Origin of the sequence: Granulicella sp. L46 (genome assembly GCF_009765785.1) — a bacterium.
Lineage (GTDB): Bacteria > Acidobacteriota > Terriglobia > Terriglobales > Acidobacteriaceae > Granulicella.
Genome location: NZ_LMUT01000012.1, coordinates 136385 through 159124 on the forward strand (window position 1 = coordinate 136385; position 22740 = coordinate 159124).

Below are 22740 nucleotides of genomic sequence, written 5' to 3' on the forward strand. Positions count from 1 at the left end.
GACAAATGGAAAGGTCGTCCGAGATAACGTCGGGCCCCACACTGATCTCCTCGTCGAATTTCCATATCTGGGTCGGCCACACAAGGTTCGATCCCCGGAGGCTATCGCGATGGCCGGCTAGGCTCCGGCTGCATCTCCGATCGCTTTAGACATTCGTACAGTTTCACATCCTGACTGGACGTTGAAAATGAACATGGCTGATAGAGTCGTCCGCATAAAGCGCGTTTATCTTGATCCCAGTGAAGACGATGGCAAGCGGATCCTCGTCGATCGGCTTTGGCCGAGGGGTCTCACAAAAGCGAAAGCCAAGGTAGACCTCTGGTTGAAAGACATTGCACCTAGCAACGAGCTTCGCAAATGGTTTGCGCATGATCCAGATAGATGGCCGGAGTTCAAGCGAAGATATGTCGCAGAGTTGAAAGCCGTCGACAAGCCTCTCATTCTGTTGAAGCAAGAGACGCGTCGGGGCGCAGTTACGCTGCTTTATGGTGCAAGAGACGAGGAACACAATGAAGCGGTTGTTCTGCTGGATTTGCTGAACAAATGATCAACAGCGCGGGTGTGATCGCCTACATGTCGCACCATGATCCAAAAGTTTATGTCGAATCCGGACGGGATGAGACACCATTTTTATGCAGGACTGCGCCTGGTCACGCAGAATGTAAAGTTGGATCCCAGTCGGTGACTCGTTGATGGCCAAACGCCCCGCGGCGGCGTCCTCTCGTTATTTCAACTCGTCGCAGTAATTGGCCGTCACCGCTCGACAGAAGATGGCGTAAGCCGGATCATGAGGGAGTCCGTACGTTTGGCCAACGCCACTCTATTTCCGCCACGACGCCATTGATGATCAGCCGTCGATCCGTTCAGCCGCGCCGCGAACAAGTGAGTCCAGTAAGTCTTCGACGCTGAAACAATGGGCCAGATTTGCACTTTGTCCGGCCCACAGTGCCAGCAGCTCTGCATTCTGCGCCTTTTGAGCGGGAATGGCTAAATTACGCATAAGTGATCGCTGCAGTGGGTACGGGAGGATCTCTACGTTGGGTCGATTCATCCACTCGAGCAGTCCGTTGTCGATCCCGCGAGCCAATCTTCCAGTAAATCCGCGCGTTAGAGCGGTGCGTCCAGCACGACCGCTCAGGATGGCTTCCCGATGGACCGGAGGCGCTCCTGACTCTTCGCAGGCAAGAAAGACCGTTCCCATTTGCACTCCCTCTGCGCCCAGTGCAAAGGCGGCAGCGATCCCACGAGCATCGGCGATGCCGCCCGCCGCTATCACTGGAATCTTCACGGCATCCACCGTCTGCGGAACCAGCGACATCGTTCCGGTCAGCGAGCTTTCCGAATCGTGCAGGAATGATCCTCGGTGACCCCCCGCCTCAAAGCCCGATGCGACCACCAGATCCACCCCAGCTTGTTCCAGTACAGCAGCTTCCTCCGGCGTCGTGGCAGTTCCAATCGTGACGATGCCTTGTTTTCTGGCCTCCTCCAGAATTTCACTTGGCGGGACGCCGTAGATGAAAGAAAACACCGGTACTTTGGCATCAAGAAGCACGCGAGCCTGGTCTTCAAAATGAATCGGCCTATAGGTTGAGAACGAGGGCTGATCGCCTCCCACGTTCGCGATGTGCGGAGCGAGGTGCGACAGCGCTCGATGAAACGCCTCTGCGCCGGAAGTTGCAGCGTCTTTGTCTTCCATGGAGACCCAAAGATTCATAGCGAAGGGTTTGGAGGTGAGGGAACGTATCTCGGCAATCCGATCCCTAATCGCATGGGGTTCGAGGCTATGAGCTCCGAACGACCCAAGGCCGCCGAAGTTTGACACCTTTGCAGTAAGCCCCTGAGATGAGAGACCTCCGAGCGGTCCTTGAATGATGGGGTATTCGATGCCGAGTGCAGTTCCAACCCGCGTTTGGTTCCATGTCTTCATATGAGCTCACCAAGGAAAACTAAGGTTGACTATGAGATTCCAAGGGCGCAGAGGGCGATTCGTCTCATCGTCTGCAAATCGACAGGGTCGCGTTGTCAACTAGGCAATTTCGCAATGCCAGACAGTGCAGGCAGTTCATCACTGAGGTGTCAAACGGCCTCTTGGGGCAACACGAAGCGCCTCCCTTCATCAATTTGTGAAGAAGCCAATGCGAACCTTCGGCCGTCCCGATGGCGTGAGTCGGACCAGAATTACCTGATTGCCTTGGCTGCCATGGCGAAAATCAAGTCCGAGAAGCTCTCGAACCTTGGTGAAATACACAATCGGTCGTAATTTCTTCCATATAATTGTCCCGTTCGGGGTGCCTGCAGAGTAATCCACTCTAAGCCACTGATGTGCTCTAGTACTCCGCCACGTTGAATCTGCCGGCCACGGTCCCCGGCGATGAGGACGCTCTGCATGGCTATTCCTTCTGAGTACGTGGTGGTGGTGCTTCGCGAGGGGGGCGACTTCACTCTCTACCGCGGGAGAGAGCGCGGCAACCAGATGCCGATCTTAGCCGTAACGATCGCTTCCGGGCAGCCATCGCCGCAAGCTCTCCGCCGGCTCGAACACGAATACTCGCTCGCCAACGAACTCGATGCCTCATGGGCTGCTCAGCCGGTCGCGCTGACTCGTCAACACGAGTGGCCTGTGCTCATTCTCAAGGATCCAGGTGGTGAACTTCTGGATCTCGTAATCGCACAGCACAAAACACAACCGCTCGATCTGGTGCGCTTGCTGCGCATTGCTATCGGGCTGGCAGCGGCGGTTCGTCAAGCCCACCAGGAAGGGCTGATTCATAAGGACGTAAAACCTGCGAACGCACTTGTCGACGACTCCGGGCGCGTGTGGCTTACCGGCTTTGGCATCGCGTCCCGCCTTCCTCGCGAGCGCCTGACGCCCACCCCGCCCGAGATCATTGCCGGCACCCTTGCCTACATGTCGCCTGAACAGACCGGACGCATGAATCGCTCGGTGGATACCCGCAGCGACCTTTACTCGTTGGGTGTCACTTTGTATCAGATGATCACGGGCGTACTTCCTTTCACGGCCGCTGACCCTCTGGAATGGGTTCATTGCCACATCGCGCGCCAGCCGGTCGCGCCCGCCGACCGCCGTGCGGTCCCCAAACCTCTATCCGGCATTATCATGAGGCTCCTTGCCAAGAATGCAGAGGAGCGCTACCAGACCGCCGCGGGCCTGGAGGCAGATCTTCGACGATGCCTGACGGAGTGGCAATCACACGGTCGCATCAATCCATTTCCCCTGGGCAGGGACGATACCTCGAACCGATTGCTGATCCCAGAGAAGCTGTACGGGAGGGAGCGCGAGGTCGACACTTTGATTGCGGCGTTCGACCGAGTTGTGACGCAGGGCACCGCCGAACTCGTGCTGGTCTCCGGCTATTCCGGTGTCGGCAAATCTTCGGTAGTGAGCGAACTGCACAAAGTGCTGGTTCCACCTCGCGGACTTTTCGCCGCAGGCAAGTTCGACCAGTACACGCGCGATGTACCCTACGCGACCCTCGCACAGGCTTTCCAAATGCTGGTGCGTCAAATCCTGGCCAAGAGCGAAGCCGAGGTGGATTCCTGGCGGCACGCCCTTCAGGAGGCTGTAGGACCGAATGGCCAGCTGATGATCGATCTCATTCCGGAAGTCCAGTTCATCATCGGTAAGCAACCGCCCGTGGCCGATCTGCCGCCGCAAGAAGCGCGGGGCCGGTTCCGTTCAGTCTTCAAGCGTCTCCTCGGTGTCTTCGCTCGCCCGGAGCATCCTCTGGCATTGTTTCTCGACGATCTGCAATGGCTGGACACGGCAACCCTGGAATTGCTGGAGCACCTGGTCACCGATCAGGACGTGCGCCACGTGCTCCTCATCGGAGCCTATCGAGACAACGAAGTGAGTTCCTCTCACCCTCTCATGCGGACGCTGGCTGCGATCGGCGATGCTGAGGCGAAACCGCGGGAGATCGTGCTGGTACCACTCAGACCTGAAGATGTCGGTCGATTAGTCTCCGATTCTCTGCACTGCGAGCGGGAGGCTGCCGGCCTTTTGGCGCGATTAATCTATGAGAAGACAGGAGGCAATCCTTTCTTCACGATCCAATTCATGACAGAGCTGGAGGCGGAAGGTTTGCTGAGGTTTGAACCAGGCGCCGCAATTTGGCGGTGGGACGTTGATCGCATCCACGCAAAAGGCTATACGGCCAACGTGGTGGATCTGATGGTTGGCAAGCTGAGCCGATTTCCAAATGGGACGCAGGAGTCTCTGAAGCAACTCGCCTGCATGGGAAATACTGCCGAGTTCGAGCTGCTTCGTACGGTGTTTGACGACTCACAAGGAGAACTACACCACCAGCTCTGGGAAGCGGTGCGCGCTGGCCTCATCTTACGTTCGGAGAACTCCTATCGCTTCCTTCACGACCGGGTCCGGGAAGCAGCCTACTTTCTGATTCCGGATCAAGAGCGCGCGCAGACCCATCTGCGCATTGGCAGAATTCTTAAGGAAAACACTCCGCAAGAGCGACTGGAAGAAGCGATATTCGATATTGTCAATCAACTCAACCGTGGCTCGCGGCTTATTACGGATGCCGGTGAACGTGAGCGACTAGCTGAACTCAACTTGATCGCGGGCAAACGCGCGAAGGCCTCCGCGGCGTACGCGTCGGCGCTGAAATACCTTCACGCTGGACGCTTATTACTGCGTGAGGAGGCTTGGAACGATAACTACGACGTTATCTTTTCGATTGAGTCTCTCATCGCCGAGTGCGAACTGATGACTGCAGATATGGTGGCAGCCGAACGGCGTCTGTCGGCCTTGGCGCTGCGTGCCAGGAGCCATCACGATTTTGCGATGGTGACGCGATTGCAGGTCACTCTTTATACGACCTTGGATCGCAGCGATCGCGCCATCGACGTGTTTCTGGATTACCTCCGCCGTAACGGGACCGATTGGTCGAGTCATCCATCACGCGATGATGTCCTTCAGGAATACAGCCGAATCTGGTCGCTGGTCGGGGACCGTCCGATCGAGGACCTTATCGACTTGCCGCTACTCGATGATCCAGAAGTCCTCGACACGCTCGACGTGTTTACTGAAATCGTCCATCCGGCTATGTTTTTCGATGAGAACCTCTCCACTCTCGTCGTCTTCCGCATGGTAAGTCTTTGTCTCGAGCACGGTAGCTGCGATGCTTCGTGTTTCGGTTTCGTCTGGTTTGGGATGTTTGCCGGGCCGCGCTTCAACAATTACACCGATGGATTCCGCTTTGGACAGCTGGGATACGACCTCGTCGAAAAGCGCAACCTGAATCGCTACCAGGCGAGGACCTACACCTCGTTTGGCACTCTCACGCCCTGGGCTAAGCACGCCTTGAAGGGTCGTGAGTTGATCCGCCGGGCATTCGATGTTGCCTATCGAACCGGGGACCTCACGTTTTCTGCTTATAGCTGGCATTCGCTGATCACCAATTATCTGGCTGTAGGTGACCCCCTTTCGGAGGTGCAAGCTGAGGCTGAGAAGGGCCTCAACTTCGTCACGAAAGCTGGCTTTGGACTAGTGGTTGAGAATAACAAGGCTCAATTGGGTCTCATACGAACGCTCCGAGGCCTTACCCCTATCTTTGGATGTTTCGACACGGATGACTACAACGAAGCAGACACCGAACAGCGTCTTGCAAGTAATCCGTTGCTGATCCTGTCCGAATTCTTCTATTGGACGCGAAAGCTGCAGGCCAGATTTTTTGCGGGGGACAACGCATCGGCTGTGGAGGCATCCCGCAGAGCGTATCCGTTGCTTTGGTCGGCACCGTCTCAGGTGGAAACAGGCGATTTCCGCTTCTACGCCGCCCTCGCGAATGCTGCCGCCTGTGACACGGCTTCTTGCGAAGAGAGACAGAATCATTTTGCCGCGCTGCACGACCATCACCGTCAGCTCGAGATATGGGCTCACCATTGTCCTGCAAATTTCGAAACTCGAACTACGCTTGTCGGCGCGGAAATCGCGCGCATTCAAGATCGGATGCTCGACGCTGAACAGCTCTACGAAGCCGCGATCCGATTGGCGCGAGATAACGGTTTGACGCATTGCGAGGCGGTCGCCAACGAGCGTGCAGCGCAGTTTTATTCAGCGAGAGGCCTTACCAAAATTGCGCACGTCTATTTGCGAGATGCTCGGGACGGCTACCTGCGCTGGGGCGCAGAAGGCAAGGTCCGACAGTTAGAAGAAGGGTATTCAGGGATCAAGGCAGAGAAGACTTCCCCCGATAATGGCACCATTCTTGCCTCCGTCGAACAACTTGACCTTGCGACGGTCATTCGCCTATCGGAGGCCGTGTCGGGTGAGATCGAGGAAGAAAAGCTGATCCATACACTCATGCGCACCGCCATTGAGCATGCAGGGGCCGAGAGGGGTTTGTTGATCCTGATTCGGGACGGTGAACCGCGCGTCGAAGCGGAGGCAATCACGGGCCCCGGGAAAATCGAAATTGCGGTTGGACCGGTAGCTGTCACGTCCAGTCTTCTGCCTCAATCCGTGCTGCAGTACGTGATCCGGACGCGGGAAAGTGTCGGCCTGGATGATGCTTCGACGAACAACAACTATTTCAAGGACGAATACATCGGACGGAAGGGCTCCAAGTCCATCCTGTGTCTGCCAATCATCAAACAGAAGAAACTGGTTGGCGCACTTTATCTTGAGAACAACTTGGCAGCGCGTGTCTTCACGCCGAGTCGGGTGACTGTACTGCAGTTGCTGGCTTCGCAAGCGGCCATTTCACTGGAGAACGCCGCGCTCTATACCGATCTGCAACTTCAAGTTGGGCTGCTGCAGCACCTTCCTGTATCTGCCTGGACACTCAGTCCTGAAGGAACACCGGATTTTGTGAATCAAGGCTGGCTTAAATTCTCGGGTCAGACCCTCAACTTCGTCCGATCACATCCCGAAGCCTGGATGACTGCGGTCCACCCTGAGGATCGGGAGACGGCAGCCAAGACCTTTTGGGAGGGAGTGAATTCGGGACGGAGTTTTGCGATCGAGACCCGATCTCTCCGCGCTCAGGACGGAACGTATCGCTGGCATCTGCAGCAAGCCGTGGTCTTACACGATTCCGAGGGAAAGGTCCTTAAATTCATCGGCACGACGACCGACATCGACGACCAAAAACGTGCCGAAGAGGCGTTACGGCAGGCGCAGGGCGATCTCGCGCGCATCAATCGGGCGACAACCATGGGAGAGCTGACGGCATCTCTGGCGCATGAAGTCAGTCAACCGATCAGCGGTGTTATAACAAACGCCAACGTTTCCCTTCGAAAGCTCGGGCGCGATAGCCCCGACCTCGATGAAGTACGCGAGGCTGTGACCAGAATTGTTAGAGACGGACAGCGTGCCGCTAAGATCCTCGGCAGGATCCGTTCACAATTCCAGAAGCGCACCCTGGATCGAGAGGTTCTTGACATAAATGAGATCAATCGAGAGACTGTCGCCCTGATGCGAGGGGAGGCAGTGCGACACCACATAACGGTCCGGACGGACCTGGCAACCGATCTTCCTCCGATCGTCGGAGATCGCGTGCAATTGCAGCAAGTGGCGATGAATTTAATCGTCAACAGCATCGAAGCGATGAAGGACGTTGATGGAGTACGAGAGCTGGTCATCAAGTCACAGCGAGCTGAGAATGAGCAGCTTCTTGTATCGGTGAGTGATACCGGCATAGGACTTCCGCCGCACCTCGCGGAACAGATATTCGACCCGTTCTTTACGACCAAGCCCCACGGCACTGGAATGGGGCTCCGCATAAGTCGGTCAATTATTGAGTCGCATGGCGGGCGCTTGTGGGCAGTCGGTACTTCCGGGCGCGGTGCTACTTTTCACATGAACCTGCCCTCCGCGATTCCGGGCCGAAGATAAATTCAGCCCTTGTTAGCCATTGAAATCACGATTCGCACGACGCCAGTTAGGAATGGGTTCCGAGGCTCGCCAAGTTCATCAGCGTCCGGAAATGGGGCCCTCCCAACTTGCTGGCTGGGGGATAAGAGCGCTTCCCCCTCAGCCCTGAGCATGTTGAACGGCCTTAGTTCGGTCCCTTCCTCACCGTCGAAGGGGGCAGTGATTCGATTGCTTCTCGCTGCGTCCCGCAAAACCTCCAGCATCGCGACTAAAATACCAGTAAGGAGTGCCTATGCCGCAGCCGAAGCCGGGGGACCGATTCTCATTCGCCTTTCTCGACGAGCAAGCCGATCGACGGCACGGAGCTGTCGTCGAACGCATCCTGTCCAACCGTGAGGAGGGCCTCTCGCCTGAGATCGACGAGTATGTGGCCGACTGGCTCGAAGCCCTGCCTCTGGATCCGCCTGCCAGCTCAGACGCTCCCGTCAAATCCTTCACCGTCATGCTCGGCACCAACAACAAGACCTACATTCAGGGCCGCCTCGTTACCCTGACCTTCGAGCAATAGGAACGTTGGCTAGACGGCAGGAACTGCGGAGGCGTTATGGATTACGAAGAATACAAAGTTCTGCTCTTAGCCAAACAGCAGGAGCTCCTCGCTCAGCGGAACCTCGTCGAACACAAAGCCCAGGGTGAGGCTGGCGACGGATTCGCTTATCAAGCATGTCAGGAGTAGACGATGTGTTTGACCCAGCGGAGGTTTGGTCCTCTAGGGGTATAAGGGCGAAAACGGAGCGAAAAATGAGTTCGGGTTTGGCTGGTTTGTGGCACTAAAAGGATTTTGGTGATACTTCCGATGATAGCTTGGTCCCCGCATGGTGCACGCTTAAATGTGTGCCCGTGCAGGCAGCCTACGAACTGTAAGTATTAAGTGAATGAATAGCTTAGGCACTCCCTTGCTCCGCGGTGCGAAAGGGTGCATTGTGGGAAATACTGACTCAAAAATCCGCTGGGGGCAATCTCGTGGGGGGCGCCCCCCGTTCCAGCACCAAAGATAAAGTTCAAAACTATGACTAGGTTACGAGTTTCAATCCCAAGTCATCGATATCGTCGGCACCGGCACCGGATTTCTCACTTACTTTGATTTGGGCCAAGAATACGGTTAGCTCTCACTTACAGAACTCAGCTGGCACTTTCCAGAAGCGAAAATTAGTGAAGTCTGAAGCCTCAGTCCGCACCTACTGTCTGAACGTATTATGAATTCGTTGGAATCAACGGTTGCGCGTTATTTGACCAAGGAAGTGGTGCAGTTGCTTGGAGGAGCTGCGCCGGCGAAGCGTCCTTCAATCCAATTGATGGCAGCCCCTGCGCTGTCGCGCGCAACAAACAGATGACCGGAGTTCGCAACGGGATACCACTGTACCGCGCTGCCCGCTTTGCAAAGATCCTGCATGTATCTCTCGGTTATCGCGGGAGGGACAAGCGCGTCTTTCATGCCCTGCGCTAGAAAAATCGGAATTGATGGCGGCAGTGCCGTTGGCGTGTTGCTGGCAAGCAGGCTCTGCCACGGTTCAAGATCGGTGAAGTTATTAATCCGTAGAAAGCTTTGCTGGAGTTCCTTGGACGGCGCTCGGCGTTCGAGGACATCGAAATATCGCTCAATGCATCCGCTGGCTAGCTGATCAATCGCCGGCATCGCCTGTGGAGTTACTACCTGCGAAATTGGAGTTCCGTAAACGCGCGACCACGACCATAAGGTCATCGCCGTAATGTTCTTGCCGCCGGAGGTAGCCATGTCGTCTTTGAGCAGGTCACCGAGTTCGGTAGCGGGCGCGGCCGCTGCCACCCCGACCAATCGCAGCTCCGGAGCGTATGTCCCGGCGAGAATCCCTGTATAAAGTGCGGCCTGGCCGCCTTGGGAATGGCCCCAGACAACAAACATGTTGCCACCTCCTGCGCCTGGCATCGATCTCGCCACCCGGACCGAATCGAGCACGGCACGACCTTCGCTTACGCCGACGAGATAGGGATGTGGACCCGAGGTGCCGAGGCCAGGATAGTCGGTCGCGGTCACGACGTAGCCGCGCTGCAGCATCTCATGCAGGCCTTGAATCGAGTGAAAGAAGACACGCGCCAGCGACGGAGCGCATTTCGGAACGATGCCCGTGGTCGGGTGCGCCCATGCAATGATTTGCCGGCCATTCACCGGAATCGGTCCTGGCGGAATAATTACCACACCCGAGACCGCGATGGACTCTCCCTGCAGCCCTTCTGATTTATACAGAACACGATGGGCGGTTGCGCCATCGGGAGCATTGTCCATGGGTTCTGATCGGATAAGCGCTCCGTTTGCGTAGGAGGATAGGTCAGTGCCAGTGACGGAATAAAAAGGCGTTTGTGCCGAGGACACGGCAACACACGCAAATAGGGAAGTCATCCAAAGCACATTTGATAGTCGAACCAATCGTCCAAACATGAGTTCCTCCTGAGGCGACCTTAGCGCCGCGATAGCCGTATCACGATGCTCGCGATGCGGAATACTGTTGCCAGTTTTAATGACAGCAAAAGCAGCCATCGCGTGGCTTGGTCCGTTTCCCGCGTAAGGTGGTTTGATTTACCTCAGCGTTGAGTGAGGGGAGCGCACGTCCGAGACTCAACTGAATAGAGCATTGACGGAGGCCGTGTCGAAGTAACCTGTGACTTCGACGATCTTTTCGTCCTTCACGCGAAGCACCCAACAATAGTCGTTGACGTAGGTTCCGCCCTTTGAGAGCGGTGTTTCTCCGTGCCACTCGACCGTCACAAGATCTCCATCAGCCATCAGTCGTTTCAACCTGCACGATGTTGGACCGTTGAATACTTTTAGTAGCGGTTCATACGTCTTTGTCAGGTACTCTGACTTGCTGTGGGAGACACCCGAGATAGGAGTTGTTCCGATTGCCGTCCACTGAACGTCATCGGCGAGCGCTTTGAAGAAGACAGAAGAGTCTCCTGCCTCCCAGGTACTAAACAAATTGGCTGCCAGCTCTCTTACCTCCATACGTCTCCAATCAAAACTCAGGTAAGTCATTAGGGTCGGTCGGCCAGCGACTGCCGCGATCGGTCCACAATTCCGACCAGCAAACCGTAGCGTGCGAGCTCTGAAGCCACCGTCAGGCCTACAGGGCCCGTTCCTACTAATGCATCCAGGTTCATCTCAGTTTCTACCTTTACTAGAGTTTCGAGATCGCTACAGCTTTCCTAACTGCGTCAAAATCCGCGCCGGAGCGGCAGGGAATTCGATCACTGCGGAATGGAGATCAGTCCGCCCATATCTTCTGGGTAACCCGCCATGCGCAGGCCACGCTGCTTGGCTGCAAAGTAGCTTTCGATCCACCGAAAGCGGTCGCCGTCTTTCGGAAGGCCTACCGACTGGGCGATGCTGCCCAGCCCGATTGTCTTTCCGCTTGCGCCCCAGTTACCTTCTGGCACTTCGTTGATGACAACGAGCACGCTTGCGCCCGCGTCCGGCTCTGATGCGTAGCCCGTCACCTCGAGGATCGCTGAATTCACCCACGCGTGCACTTCTGTCTTGTGTGCCGCATTCATGTACCCTTCCGGAATCGTGACGTAGACCAGAAACTTTCCTGCCTTAGCGACGAAGGTGCTGTCCAGATGTCCTCCGACGAACCAATTGTCGGCGCTAATCTCGGCGAGCATCACGGTTGCGAATGCTCGCCCAGCGTGTGTTCCTGCGCCCCCCTCCATTGTGATCAGGACGTCGGTAAGCTTTTGTCCCAGCGCATGTTTCCTCTGCGCGTCCAGCGCTCCCTGCGGGTAATACACGTGCATGATCGGCATAGATATTCCTCGTTCGCTTTCTCTAAAGTTGCTTGGGCATTCCATCCTTAGCCGAACCAGACGAATGGTGCGATTACATAATGGTTTCGACGATCAAGATGTCTGATCTCTCTGTGCCGGTCTGAATGGTGACCTTGTCGGTCTCCCAAATGCCGGTGCTGTCCCGCTTGCCCAAGGAGGCGCCATTGCATGTCATCGAACCTTCGATAACGAACGCGTAGACTCCGTGATTTCCGGACGCAAGTTTGTACTCATAGGTTGCAGCTGCATCGGTATCGAGGCGAGAGATCTTTAGGTCTTGCGTAATCGGCATCGAGCTGTCGTTCCCGACCAGCGGTGTCAGCTTATTGCAAGATGTTGTCGCGTTGAAGTGGGATCTCTGGTAGGTCGGCGGAAGCAATAGCATGCCCGGAATTACCCACACATAGATCACGTGCAGATCCTGGGACTCAATGTTCAACTCGCAGTGCTTGCCGCCTGAACCGGCAGAGAACGCGTAGAAGTCTCCAGCCTTGAGCGTGTCCACTTTACCTAGCGTGTTGACGTGCGTCAGTTCACCTTCAAGGATGAAGGCCATGATGATGAAGTCGTGATGGGGATGCATGTTGTAGCCGCACCCGGCCTTACTGAAGATCTCGTCTCCAAAGACGCGGACTTTTCCAAAACCCTTGCGGCCCGTCTGGTAGTCGCCGAAGTTGAAGCTGGAATGGCGAGTGATGTATGCGTCAGGGTGTCCCGCGACATACGACGAGGCTTCCCCTGTCGACATGAATTTCCTGTGGTCCCGCTCTTCCGCTTTCAGTACAAAACTTTGCATGGTTGTCTCCTTTTACTATCCAATCTTCTAGAACGTGTTGCTGGAGCTGGACTGCGGCTCGCCCGGCGCGTACGGTATGACGACCATCTCGAAGCGCGCTTTTGGTGTGCCGCAATCAGGACATACCCAGTCCTCCGGTATCTGATCCCAGCGTGTGCCCGGTGCAATTCCGTGTTGCGGCAGGCCCATCAGTTCGTCATAGAGGAATCCGCATCCGAGGCATAGATAGCGTTGGTATTGTTCACTCATGGTTATTTCCCTTCATCAGGTATTAGGCAGCTGTATGGTTTGTGAGGCTTCGATGGACATTGTCAGGCTATGGCAGCCGCATCGCCCATTTTCTTGAAGTTGAATCCCAGTGAAGGTGATGCCGTCGTGCATGGACCGCCCTCGAAAGACATCCCGTGTTCTTCTGCGAGGGTGCGCACTATGTTTCGCAGCCACAGCGAGGCGTGAGACCCAACATGCACTTCGTCGATTAAAGAGCTGAGTTCGACGGTCACCTCGACGCCCTGTTCCGGTCCCGGGGTAAAGGCTTCCTGGCCTCCTGTTTGAAGCAGCAGCAGTCGAACTTCCTTCTCGTCGCGCAGAACATGCTGCTTGTGCAGTGCCGGCAGAAAGATATTCCCGGTGGGCATGAGCGTTGAATCAAAATCGATGTATTGCACTCGCGAGAGGTACACTTTCTGGGTCGGGGAGGATGCGACGAGGGCTGCCTTGATCGCCTTCGCAGACGAGCGAATCGCGATCGGCTGCTCGCCGCCACCTTCGCTCCATCGCCGGTGCTCGGAAGAGCCATTTTCGTGCCAGCAATTTACGAACACGGCGCGTTGCACGCTGTGCATCAGGCTCAACGATCGACGAATCAACTCCGCCGGTTGGCCAGACACCGCCGCCAAGGCGACCTGGCTTTCGACGTCAACCAACGAGCTCGGCAAGCGATCAAAGCGCGCAAACTGCAGCACCCGATCCTCCATCATCTTCTGGAAGTCATCAAGCGACAGATACTGCCAAATCACAGGCTCTCCCGCTGGGGCCGACGGAAGTTCGGGATGATCGAAATAGGACATCGAACCTCGCTCTCTTCGGATAGGCAGGTCTTCGATCGAAGATCTCTATTTCGCCTCGATATGAAGACTAACGAGGCATCATGGGATGAACAATAAGCGTCCCTACACAAAAATGCGTGTGGCTCTACACGGCCGAGCTGTTGGGTACGAAATGCCAACAAAGGGGTTTGAATTAGAGAATTTGCGCTTCTGCCGTACTCGCCTGGCTTGGCCCCATCGCTCGTTTCGCATTCATCCAAGGTGGCCAGTTCGACCACGCAGGGTTCGTTGAATCCCAGGCAAGCCCCCGCAAAGTCGGGTTTTCGGCAACTTCAGACGTTTGCTGTCGAAGAAGCCCGATGTTTGCGCTACAAGCCGCAACCTATCACGCGCGCCGTATGTTCTGGTTCAGAGAGAACAGATTCTGTGGATCATAGACCGCTTTGACCTGCTGTAGCCGCGCGTAATTGGCACCATAGGCAAGGCGTACGCTTTCGTCTCCCTCGCGCTCCATGACATTGACGTAGTTTCCGTCTCCGTCAACAGGCAATGTTGTTTTCAACGCCTCAATCCAGTCACTCGCGGCTCGTTGTCCATCTGGCGGAGTCCATCCGGCAGAGACATCGAAGGTGATGCCAGCCCTCCGCAGAGGAAATGCTGTTGCCGATACCGGCACTCGCGATACTGCACCGTGAAGATGAACGAGGAAGCACTCCACCAGAAACGGCGCGCGCGAAAATGCATCTGCAAGAATCTCGATTCGCTGGTCGTCGAAATCTGTGAAAAACCCGCTGCAATGTTCTTCGTATCTCGGCGGAATCTCGGCGGAAGTCACCTGTTCAAGCTCGAGATACGACCTTATCTGGACCGCATCATGCACGACGCTCGGCTGATGACGAAGAGGAGCCAGCAATTTTTCGCCCACGCTCGGATCACCCACATAGCACGCCTCAATAACGATTTGCGGTTTGTGGCCAGGCCGGGCAGCCACCAAGGCAATCACGGTCAATTCATCCGGAATCCCTGCAATGAACTCTCTGAACTCCCGTAACAGCGCCCCCAGGTCAGCTGACTCAAGGACAATAATCCCTGCAAGCACCCTCGAAACGGGGTGCAGTGTCACCACGAACTCAGTTACGATTCCGAAGTTGCCGCCGCCACCGCGAATGGCCCAGTACAGGTCGGGGTTTTCGTGCTCGCTCGCGCGAACGTGGCGTCCGTCTGCGAGGACCAACTCTGCGGCAAGTACGTTGTCGCATCCCAGGCCGTACTTACCCATGAGTGGGCCAACGCCCCCTCCGAGAAGAAACCCTCCAACACCCACCGAGGGACACTGCCCGAGTACCGTGGCAAGCCCACTTTTCGCCGTTTCAACCTCCACCCCCCCACACAACATTCCGCCGCCCAGCCGGGCATGGCCTTCGTCCGCAGCGATCGCCAAGCTGCGAAAGCCCGACATGTCGAGCACAATACCTCCGTCACACGTGGAGTATCCGGCGTAGCTGTGGCCTCCGCATCGTACCGCAAGCGGTAAGTGATTCGAGCTCGAAAACTTGACGGTGGCTTGGATGTCCTGTGCGTTGGCAGCATGAACTACAAGCACGGGATGCCCGGCATACTTGGCTGCATAGCCCTTCCGAAGCCGCTCGTAGTCTGTGTCGCCGGGGCGGAACACCGTTCCGCTAAGGCCTTTCGCAAATTCTGACAGGCCTGATTCGCTCGGCCTTAAAACCGGCCGCGGCCCCGGCTGTCGAACAAAACCGTTGCTTCCAAGAAGAGGAAGGGAAGAACAAACGCCCTGCCAGAGAAAAGCACGCCGATCCATAAGGTCCACCTTGAGTAAGTCGCCGCAACAGCAATCCTAAATGTACCGCGCGCCGCAGACCCTCTTCCGTGTCTGCAAAGTCGGGTTTTGCGGGCACCTCGATATTCGCGACGATCCGAGAGCCCTAAGGAGTCATCCGCTTGTTGGCCTCACCTAACCGGAGTTGCCCATGGTCCGGACTTAGCCGGTGAAGGCTAAAGCGGTTCCTTGCCAGACTGGTCGATGATCAGTACCACATCGGAGCTCGTTTTCAAACGTGTCACCGCCAGCTGCTTGGCGGAAGGGGCCCAGTCAAAGCCACCGATCGTCTCAGCTGTCAGGTTAAAGAGCGCACGAGGGCTAGAGCCATCCAGTGGCTGATCCAACAAAGTGTTGCCACCATCCCGGTGGACGTCGCTTACAATACTCCGTCCGTCTGGCGAGAACCTGGTGCCACCCTCCACGCTCTGATCCAGAAAGAAGGGTGCTTTCACTTGCTTGGATCGAAGATCGGTGATGAGGACGCATATCTTTTGTTCCCGAAGAGCAAAAAGAGCAGCCTCGGTTCCATCCGGCGACACCATAATTTCGGAATAATTGACCGGTGAAACCAGTTCCTTCGGCGTCCCTCCCGAGATAGGAATGCTCCACAAGGCAACGCTGGCGTCGCTACCAATATTGAAATACGCCTTCTGGCTGTCGACCGAACAACTGGGAGATCGCGCATATCCGCTGCTCGACAGCTGAGCGATCTCTCCTCCGTCCGCATTCATCCGGAAGAGACGCTGGTCACCGTCGCCCCCGCCATTCGTAAATCCTGTGAACAGGATGTGGCCGTCGGGGCAAGAGGCGATGAAGTTTCCGGGCATGATCTTGCCAGTATCGAAGCTCTGTAGGCTCCCCGTCGCTCGATCGATGGTTCCGATACTTGAAGCCCCAACGATGTAAAGCAGCTTGTCCTCCGTTGCCCACGTGATCGTGTCTGGCGTAATCCTCAACGGCAACGTCGAGATCGGTTCACCCCCGTCGGCTCCATAGAAAGCAATGCTTGTTTCGACATTCGTCAGCACCGTGGCGAGGGTGCGCCCATTGCCCGAGAGCGCCAACTCACTGTACGAATTTACATCGTTGGTCACCGTATGGAATTGTCCCGATCTTACGTCGATGACGCCGATCTGCGCGCGTTCGCTGTGTTTGTTATAAAACACGAGCAGATGAAGATTGTCGGGCATCCATGCAAGCGTCGTGGATGCTACACCAGGGCTCGCCCAGGAAATCCCCGCCGGCAGCTTCACGGTTGCAGCCTTCCTGGACGAGATCTCGATCACTTTCAACCCCATCGTCGTCGTCCCTGCCTCCGTCTCAAGCCACGCGATCCTTTTTCCATCCGGAGACCACACCGGCGCTAGCGCTTCCTCCGCCGTCGAATAAAGCACCTGATCGTTGCTGCCATCGTTGTCGGCGATATGGATCTCCGAGAATCTGTCTTTCCTCTCGGGCGACCACCGGAGGAACGTCATCCTGTTGCCCTTCGGCTCGAAACTTACCGGGCTGTCGACGTTGAAAATCAGCTGCCTCGGCGCCCCGCCAAATACCGGCATCACGTACAGCTCACTCGCCGCTTCGTGCTCCTTACTCAGACGGGTGAAGTACAGATGATTGCCATCCGGCGAGAAGGTAAGTCCGAGGTAATCCTTTGCATATGCGTGCAGCACCTGTGTCTCCGTGTTGGTCGCCATATTTCTTATCCACACGGTGTGCTGTCCTTTGTCGTTTTTCACTTCTGCCAGAAAGCGTGCGTCGGCCGAGAGCGCAATCCTTTCTATGCTCCCGATCTGTGTGATCTGGTCAACCGAGACTGCGGCGAAGGGCCGGGCGCGCGGCCAGAAACGCCACCCCAGCGATGCGGCAATCGCGAGAACCACCAACACCGCTAACGCAACAACGAGTCTTCGCCTTCGCCGCGCAGAACCCCGGACGATGCCGCTTGAGCCCCCCTCAGTTTGCGCTTCCAAACCGATCCGGCGACTTGGCTCAAGATCTCGCAGCACCCTTTGCAGATCCGTCGCGAGATCGCTGGCACGCTGGTATCGAAGCTCCGGACCCTTCTCGAGCGCACGCATTACAATCTGTTCGGCCAAAACAGGAGTTTCCGAGCGGACTTCCCGTAGGGGCCGTACTGCCTCGTCGGTGATTGCTCGCAGAATCCCTAGCGTCGTCGGCCGCCGAAACGGGCTGGTTCCCGTTAGCGACTCGTAATACGTAACGCCCAGGCTCCAAAGATCGCTGCGCGCATCCGCCGCCTCACCATTAGCCTGCTCCGGCGACATGTACAGCGGAGTCCCCATCACCCCAATGGTCTCTGCCGTTGCCTGTGTCAGATCCGCTGGTCCCAACAGTAGCCGGGCAAGGCCGAAATCGAGAACCTTTGCTCGTCCTTTGGACGTGATCATGACATTCGCCGGTTTTAGATCGCGGTGGATTACACCGTGCTCATGCGCCTCAACGAGGGCCTCGGCGACCTCGAGCGCGATGGTCGTCGCTTCTTTTACCGGCAATGGCCCGCGCCGCAACTTCGCTGCCAACGACTCGCCCTCTACCAGTTCCATCACAATGCAGTCTGCGTCGTCTTCCTCGATCACGTCATACACGGCTGCAATGTGCGCATGGTTTAGTTTCGCCAGGGCCTGCGCCTCCCGCCGGAACCGTGCTCGTGCTTCATCGCTTGTCAAGAGGCCGCGTTGCAACATCTTAATCGCTATTTCGCGGTCCAGCTTTTGATCGTGCGCCTGGTATACCACTCCCATGCCGCCTGCGCCCAGTCTGCCAGAGATCACGTAGCGTCCCAGCAAGCGCATACCATTATTCAATACAGCGGACTCTGACGCCGTCGCCCCTCTGGCGCCCGCGGGCACGTACGCAGCCTCACTAAGAAAACCGCTTAGCCGGTCGCTCGAATGCAGCAGCCCCTCCACAGTCCGACGCAGGTCGGGCTTGCCAGCGCAGGCGCCGTCTAGGAAAGCCGATCGCCGGTCGCGCTGCAGTCCGACCGCTTCCTCGAACAATCGCTCCGCAGCTTCATCCTGCTTGTCCATGTGCCCGTCCCAAGGTGGCTACTAGATGATGGAATCCGAGAAACTGGCTTCCACGGTAACAAGTAACACGCAATCTCCGCCATGGGGCGTCGCAAACCAATCCACTTTCCGGGAGAAATCGTGAGATTCACGCTCCAGGATTCCATCGCGGTCATGTACTCCGTACGTCAGCTCATTCGGTCGATACATTTTCCATGGCTGGATGCGGCACAATCGCCGCTCATGGAGTGAGGCACACGTTTCAGATGAGATCTTGAAAGTCGGGTTTTGAGCAACTTCAGTATTTCGATTTCACTGACCGAGCGGCCAGAAATTGAAAACGTAACTCCAAATCAGATACACAGCGAAGCTTCCCGCAAACGCAATTCAAATTTTGGCGTTCTTGCTCATGTCAAAGATCTTGTCAGCTTCCGGAGTGGGGTTCAAGGCGAAACTACTCAACTACCGAAGGAGGCGAGAGTTGTGCCTGAGAAGTCGGGTTATCTGCAACTTCGTGGGTCACGAACGCCCTCGGACGGGTCGAAGTTTCCCATACACCGTTTTCCGGGAGGTTGCTGCCGAGTTGTCGGTTCTGTTGACCAAATTATGTGGCCCCCGCGTGGGCCATAAGCAACAATAATTCTCGCATGGCGAAAAGTGGTTCCGAGGTTTGAGCGTGAAGCGTTGGCCATGTTGAACCTGTTAGACAAGCCGTGATATGGTGCGCCATGTGTTTTCGCAGGTATCCGCGGGGCCCGATGCGCTCTGCCTCGGCCATAACGGCGTTGCTCTTCTTTATATCCTGTTCCGCGGTACTCGGTCAGGCTACGATTCGAGTTCCGCAGGATCAACCGACGATTCAGGCAGGAATTGATGCGGCGAACAATGGCGACACCGTCCTGGTGTCGGTAGGATCGTATGCAGTCAATTTGGACTTCAAAGGTAAGGCCATCACCGTGACCACGGGTGCCACGAGTTACACGGATGCGGCGGTTGCTGCGACCACCCTCACTGCTGCGAATGTCATGTTGGCCATCGTCCAGTTTCAATCGGGGGAAGGGCAGGGGAGTGTTCTGAACGGCTTCACTCTAACTGCGGGAACAACCATTCCAAATCCCAACACCCCTATCGGCATGCCGGACTTCGGGTACGAGGCTTCGGTGTATGGAGCGCCAAATACAAGCGATGTATTCACGGCAAGCCCGACGATCACCAATAACCGATTCATCCAGGGCTTGAATGGATTGTCACTGGCGGGCGGTGAGATTGCGGGCAACTACTTCACTGGCTTTGTGAGCATGATGATTTTTGATGGAGGCCACGTTCACGACAACATATTCGAAAACAATCCGAACAGCGGAAGGGGAATAATCCAGTTTGACGGACTCTTTGAACGGAATCTGATTCGTAACAATTCCATTGTTCCTGGGGACGATTACGTTGGGACGGTGAATGCACTGATAGCGATCTCGGGAGGGGTGTTTCTTCAGAACCTCGTTTACGGGAACTATAACCAATTCCTTTTGTATCTTGGCGGAACCGGGCCTGGGCCGCCATCTACCCTCATCGCCGAGAACACCTTTGCGAACAATACCGTATCCAGTAATGCCGCGCCAGGGGATCAGGACGGCTGTACGCCGCCATCCTGCCTACCAGAATCCGGAGCGGCGCAGATAGTCTTCACGACGACGCGAGCCACTCCGTACACCGGCAATCAATCGCTTCTGGCGAACAATATCTTCGCGACAAGTTCGCCCGGGGCCGCCATCTACTGCCCGCAGGACCAACCTGATACCAACCCGCCCGCTACGGATACGCTGCAGTTCGACCATAATCTTTTCAGCGCGTCCTCGGGACCAATCTTCGATCCCACCTGTCGCCAACAGATCATGCCCAGCGGCAATGTAATGGGCGATCCGCAGTTCGTGAATGCTGCGGGCAGTAACTTTCACCTCGCGAAGGGATCTCCGGCGATCGACAGTGGAAACAACAGCTTAATTGCTGAGCTTTCGCTGTTCGCCGTTCCGCTCACCGTCGATTACGACGGCAACCCCCGCCCCCTTGACGCCACCGGCCTCGGCTACCCCGTCCTCGATCGCGGAGTCTACGAGTTCGCAGGTACGGCGGACGCGGAGCCGACCGGCTTACTGCTGACTCCGTCTCGCTACACCCCTTTAGCATCGCAACCGGTCACGTTCACCGCAACGCTTTCTTCGGCTCTTGGCGCACCGCAGGGCACGATTACATTCATTGAGGATGGCGTGAACGTCGGCTCGGCCTTGGCGCAGGCGGACGGTACAGCGGTGCTTAACTTACCTGTTCCCACGGCCGCTGGCGTTCACGAGTTTCAGGCGGATTATGGCGGGCAGAGGCCGTTCCCTCCGGCCAGGTCCTTGAAGCTTGTCCTGAACTTTCTGCTTAGTCAGACGCACCTCAATATCACCGCTACGCCTGCGTCTGGACCCCCGGGTCAAGCAATTTTGCTTAGTGTATACGCAATTGCCGACGACGAATCAATTCCTTCTCCCATCACTCTGACCGACAACGGCGCGCCGCTGGCGACACTGACGCCCAATGTAAGCGGACAGGCGACCTTGAATGTCACGAACTTCACCGCCGGCAACCACACCATCGTTGCCTCCTACGCCGGAAGTCCATCCCAAGGAGCATCTGGCGCATCCGTGCTCGTAAGCCTTAACGACTTCACCATCGCGCTCCAGCCTCCAACGATCACCATGAGTTCCGGGCAGCAAGGACAGGGCAACGTCGTGCTGACCAGTATCGGTAGCTTCGCTGATGCGCTCAACCTGAACGCCGGCGCGACTCCGCAGTACGTTACACTGTCTTTCAATCCGACGACCTTACCGCTGCCATCGGGAGGAACCTACTACTCCTCCTTGACGATCAACACTGGCGATTTGCCATCAGCGCACTCAATCGGCGATTCGCGGATCCCGTTCATCTTCGCTGCTGTCATCGTTTTCCCACTTGAGCTCAAACGTCGCCGAAGCCTGCGCTATGGGCTACCTGTGTTCCTGGCAGCTGTCTTGGTCGCCTCGTCCACAGGATGCACGACTGTAGCCATTCCCATCAATCGAGTGGCCCCCGGAACCTACGTGATTCCAATTACGGCAATAGATCCGGCTACCGGCCTCTCTCATTCTGCCAATCTCACCCTGGTCGTGACGCCCTACTCCAGCAGGGCATCGATGAAACTCGGTTCCATTGATATGCCAGCTTCAATGGCTCAACCGCTCGGGTTTTCGGCAACTTCGATTTGAAGTCACCGAACGATTGTCTACCGATCACGTCCGAGATTCCCTCACAGACGACCTCGTCAACAGTTAGAGCCGAAAATTCTGATCATTGGTTCCGAGGTTCGCAAGGTATTTGCGAAGCGAAACGGGCAGACTCTCGAACCAGGCTTGTTCTTCGCCGGGCGCGGGAAGGACGTGACCATACTCAATCATGTCTGTCGGCTCCAGGTTACGGAGGTAGACCCAGATGAACTCCTCGTTGACGCTCGCGATGTGGCTTACATCTCTCATGATCCCGAGCATCAGGTCTTGTCGTTGTGAGTGGTGTCTTCCGCCGCGAATGTCGCCACGAATCCAAAGGTGCTTATTAGCCACCTCACCGCCCAAAAAGCGATCCTGTAAATTCTTCTCTTCGAAGATCACTTGGACAAAGAATGGCGGCGCACCGGTCGCCTCACTGTGATTCCGACAAATGGACTTTGCGATGGCTGATTTCTGCTCAGCCGTGAGGACTCCCGAGGGCGCAGTACAGACATAGGTTGGCATTGTGTCTCCCTATCGAGATTGGACGCGATTAAGCGCACCGGCAGCAAACCGTTGCAGGTTCACAGGGGTTACCTTTTCGAAAACAGTTCGGCGCAATTTGCGAGCGAATGGAGTGACGCCAAATAAACGAGCTTACTGTTACCGTCGTCGGAGTACCTCTCGCAAAATCGGATTTCGGCAACTTTGAGACTTCGAGCGTGCGCAATCAGATGACGTTCCTGAAACGCCTGTAGCCTGGCGATGCGCGGCAGGCCGTCCTGATCGACACCACTGCATGGGCTGCCAGCAGTAGTGAGATAGCGAAACCGTAACACCTTTACAGCCGTTACAAAAACCGTGACAGTTGCAAAACGAAAGGCCAACCGTTTCGGGTTGACCTTTTTATAAATCATTGATTCTAAGTTTGGTGCGGAGGAGGGGACTTGAACCCCTATGCCTTGCGGCGCTAGCACCTCAAGCTATAAACCAGTGTATCACGGGGTATCGCGCAGTGTTATG

The 22740-nt window shown here is 56.3% G+C and carries 16 protein-coding genes; 5 read left to right on the forward strand and 11 right to left on the reverse strand.

Annotated elements, in window-relative coordinates; all coding sequences use genetic code 11:
* Positions 1–193: 193 nt before the first annotated feature.
* Positions 194–547 carry a DUF488 domain-containing protein gene (locus tag GSQ80_RS09870; protein WP_158787491.1) on the forward strand — a complete coding sequence of 118 codons (354 nt, stop codon included), beginning with the start codon at positions 194–196 and terminating at the stop codon, positions 545–547.
* Positions 548–847: 300 nt separating this feature from the next.
* On the opposite strand, the gene GSQ80_RS09875 is transcribed toward GSQ80_RS09870, so the two are convergent.
* Positions 848–1927, reverse strand: coding sequence for a nitronate monooxygenase family protein (locus GSQ80_RS09875; RefSeq protein WP_158787492.1), 1080 nt, complete (start codon positions 1925–1927; stop codon positions 848–850).
* A gap of 459 nt (positions 1928–2386) precedes the next feature.
* Here GSQ80_RS09875 and GSQ80_RS09880 point away from each other — a divergent pair, with 459 nt between their 5' ends.
* From GSQ80_RS09880 to GSQ80_RS23635, 3 genes are all read left to right on the forward strand, one after another.
* On the forward strand, positions 2387–7876 hold the full coding sequence (locus tag GSQ80_RS09880) for an AAA family ATPase (RefSeq protein ID WP_158787493.1): 5490 nt from the start codon (positions 2387–2389) through the stop codon (positions 7874–7876).
* 271 nt (positions 7877–8147) lie between these two features.
* A complete protein-coding gene (locus GSQ80_RS09885; protein ID WP_158787494.1) occupies positions 8148–8423 on the forward strand; it encodes a hypothetical protein in 276 nt (91 codons plus the stop codon).
* A gap of 36 nt (positions 8424–8459) precedes the next feature.
* Positions 8460–8591, forward strand: coding sequence for a hypothetical protein (locus GSQ80_RS23635; RefSeq protein ID WP_256369888.1), 132 nt, complete (start codon positions 8460–8462; stop codon positions 8589–8591).
* Between the two features lie 549 nt (positions 8592–9140).
* Here GSQ80_RS23635 and GSQ80_RS09890 read toward each other — a convergent pair.
* From GSQ80_RS09890 to GSQ80_RS09930, 9 genes are all read right to left on the reverse strand, one after another.
* On the reverse strand, positions 9141–10178 hold the full coding sequence (locus tag GSQ80_RS09890; RefSeq protein WP_216850254.1) for an alpha/beta fold hydrolase: 1038 nt from the start codon (positions 10176–10178) through the stop codon (positions 9141–9143).
* Between the two features lie 330 nt (positions 10179–10508).
* On the reverse strand, positions 10509–10895 hold the full coding sequence (locus GSQ80_RS09895) for a nuclear transport factor 2 family protein (RefSeq protein ID WP_158787496.1): 387 nt from the start codon (positions 10893–10895) through the stop codon (positions 10509–10511).
* A gap of 29 nt (positions 10896–10924) precedes the next feature.
* Positions 10925–11050, reverse strand: a complete 126-nt coding sequence (locus tag GSQ80_RS23890) for an FAD-dependent monooxygenase (protein WP_158787497.1) — start codon at positions 11048–11050, stop codon at positions 10925–10927.
* 87 nt (positions 11051–11137) lie between these two features.
* Positions 11138–11695 (reverse strand): tautomerase family protein, encoded by a 558-nt coding sequence (locus GSQ80_RS09905; protein ID WP_158787498.1) that lies wholly within the window; start codon positions 11693–11695, stop codon positions 11138–11140.
* A gap of 73 nt (positions 11696–11768) precedes the next feature.
* On the reverse strand, positions 11769–12512 hold the full coding sequence (locus GSQ80_RS09910; RefSeq protein WP_158787499.1) for a pirin family protein: 744 nt from the start codon (positions 12510–12512) through the stop codon (positions 11769–11771).
* 27 nt (positions 12513–12539) lie between these two features.
* Complete coding sequence (locus tag GSQ80_RS09915; protein WP_158787500.1) at positions 12540–12761, reverse strand: rubredoxin; 222 nt, start codon at positions 12759–12761, stop codon at positions 12540–12542.
* Between the two features lie 62 nt (positions 12762–12823).
* A complete protein-coding gene (locus GSQ80_RS09920) occupies positions 12824–13582 on the reverse strand; it encodes a hypothetical protein (RefSeq protein WP_158787501.1) in 759 nt (252 codons plus the stop codon).
* Positions 13583–13946: 364 nt separating this feature from the next.
* Entirely contained in the window at positions 13947–15386 is a 1440-nt protein-coding gene (locus tag GSQ80_RS09925; RefSeq protein ID WP_158787502.1) for an FAD-binding oxidoreductase, read from the reverse strand.
* Positions 15387–15580: 194 nt separating this feature from the next.
* Entirely contained in the window at positions 15581–18460 is a 2880-nt protein-coding gene (locus GSQ80_RS09930) for a serine/threonine-protein kinase (RefSeq protein ID WP_158787503.1), read from the reverse strand.
* Between the two features lie 737 nt (positions 18461–19197).
* Between GSQ80_RS09930 and GSQ80_RS09935 the strand changes: the two genes are divergently transcribed.
* Positions 19198–21720, forward strand: a complete 2523-nt coding sequence (locus tag GSQ80_RS09935; RefSeq protein WP_158787504.1) for an Ig-like domain-containing protein — start codon at positions 19198–19200, stop codon at positions 21718–21720.
* Between the two features lie 63 nt (positions 21721–21783).
* On the opposite strand, the gene GSQ80_RS09940 is transcribed toward GSQ80_RS09935, so the two are convergent.
* Entirely contained in the window at positions 21784–22242 is a 459-nt protein-coding gene (locus GSQ80_RS09940; protein WP_158787505.1) for a tautomerase family protein, read from the reverse strand.
* Positions 22243–22740 lie beyond the last annotated feature (498 nt).

What these genes read in the sequence shown, in the direction of transcription:
- GSQ80_RS09870 (WP_158787491.1), top strand. Translation starts at nt 194, where the DNA reads ATGGCTGATAGAGTCGTCCGCATAAAGCGCGTTTATCTTGATCCCAGT.
- GSQ80_RS09875 (WP_158787492.1), bottom strand. Translation starts at nt 1,927, where the DNA reads ATGAAGACATGGAACCAAACGCGGGTTGGAACTGCACTCGGCATCGAA.
- GSQ80_RS09880 (WP_158787493.1), top strand. Translation starts at nt 2,387, where the DNA reads ATGGCTATTCCTTCTGAGTACGTGGTGGTGGTGCTTCGCGAGGGGGGC.
- GSQ80_RS09885 (WP_158787494.1), top strand. Translation starts at nt 8,148, where the DNA reads ATGCCGCAGCCGAAGCCGGGGGACCGATTCTCATTCGCCTTTCTCGAC.
- GSQ80_RS23635 (WP_256369888.1), top strand. Translation starts at nt 8,460, where the DNA reads ATGGATTACGAAGAATACAAAGTTCTGCTCTTAGCCAAACAGCAGGAG.
- GSQ80_RS09890 (WP_216850254.1), bottom strand. Translation starts at nt 10,178, where the DNA reads ATGGACAATGCTCCCGATGGCGCAACCGCCCATCGTGTTCTGTATAAA.
- GSQ80_RS09895 (WP_158787496.1), bottom strand. Translation starts at nt 10,895, where the DNA reads ATGGAGGTAAGAGAGCTGGCAGCCAATTTGTTTAGTACCTGGGAGGCA.
- GSQ80_RS23890 (WP_158787497.1), bottom strand. Translation starts at nt 11,050, where the DNA reads ATGAACCTGGATGCATTAGTAGGAACGGGCCCTGTAGGCCTGACGGTG.
- GSQ80_RS09905 (WP_158787498.1), bottom strand. Translation starts at nt 11,695, where the DNA reads ATGCCGATCATGCACGTGTATTACCCGCAGGGAGCGCTGGACGCGCAG.
- GSQ80_RS09910 (WP_158787499.1), bottom strand. Translation starts at nt 12,512, where the DNA reads ATGCAAAGTTTTGTACTGAAAGCGGAAGAGCGGGACCACAGGAAATTC.
- GSQ80_RS09915 (WP_158787500.1), bottom strand. Translation starts at nt 12,761, where the DNA reads ATGAGTGAACAATACCAACGCTATCTATGCCTCGGATGCGGATTCCTC.
- GSQ80_RS09920 (WP_158787501.1), bottom strand. Translation starts at nt 13,582, where the DNA reads ATGTCCTATTTCGATCATCCCGAACTTCCGTCGGCCCCAGCGGGAGAG.
- GSQ80_RS09925 (WP_158787502.1), bottom strand. Translation starts at nt 15,386, where the DNA reads ATGGATCGGCGTGCTTTTCTCTGGCAGGGCGTTTGTTCTTCCCTTCCT.
- GSQ80_RS09930 (WP_158787503.1), bottom strand. Translation starts at nt 18,460, where the DNA reads ATGGACAAGCAGGATGAAGCTGCGGAGCGATTGTTCGAGGAAGCGGTC.
- GSQ80_RS09935 (WP_158787504.1), top strand. Translation starts at nt 19,198, where the DNA reads ATGCGCTCTGCCTCGGCCATAACGGCGTTGCTCTTCTTTATATCCTGT.
- GSQ80_RS09940 (WP_158787505.1), bottom strand. Translation starts at nt 22,242, where the DNA reads ATGCCAACCTATGTCTGTACTGCGCCCTCGGGAGTCCTCACGGCTGAG.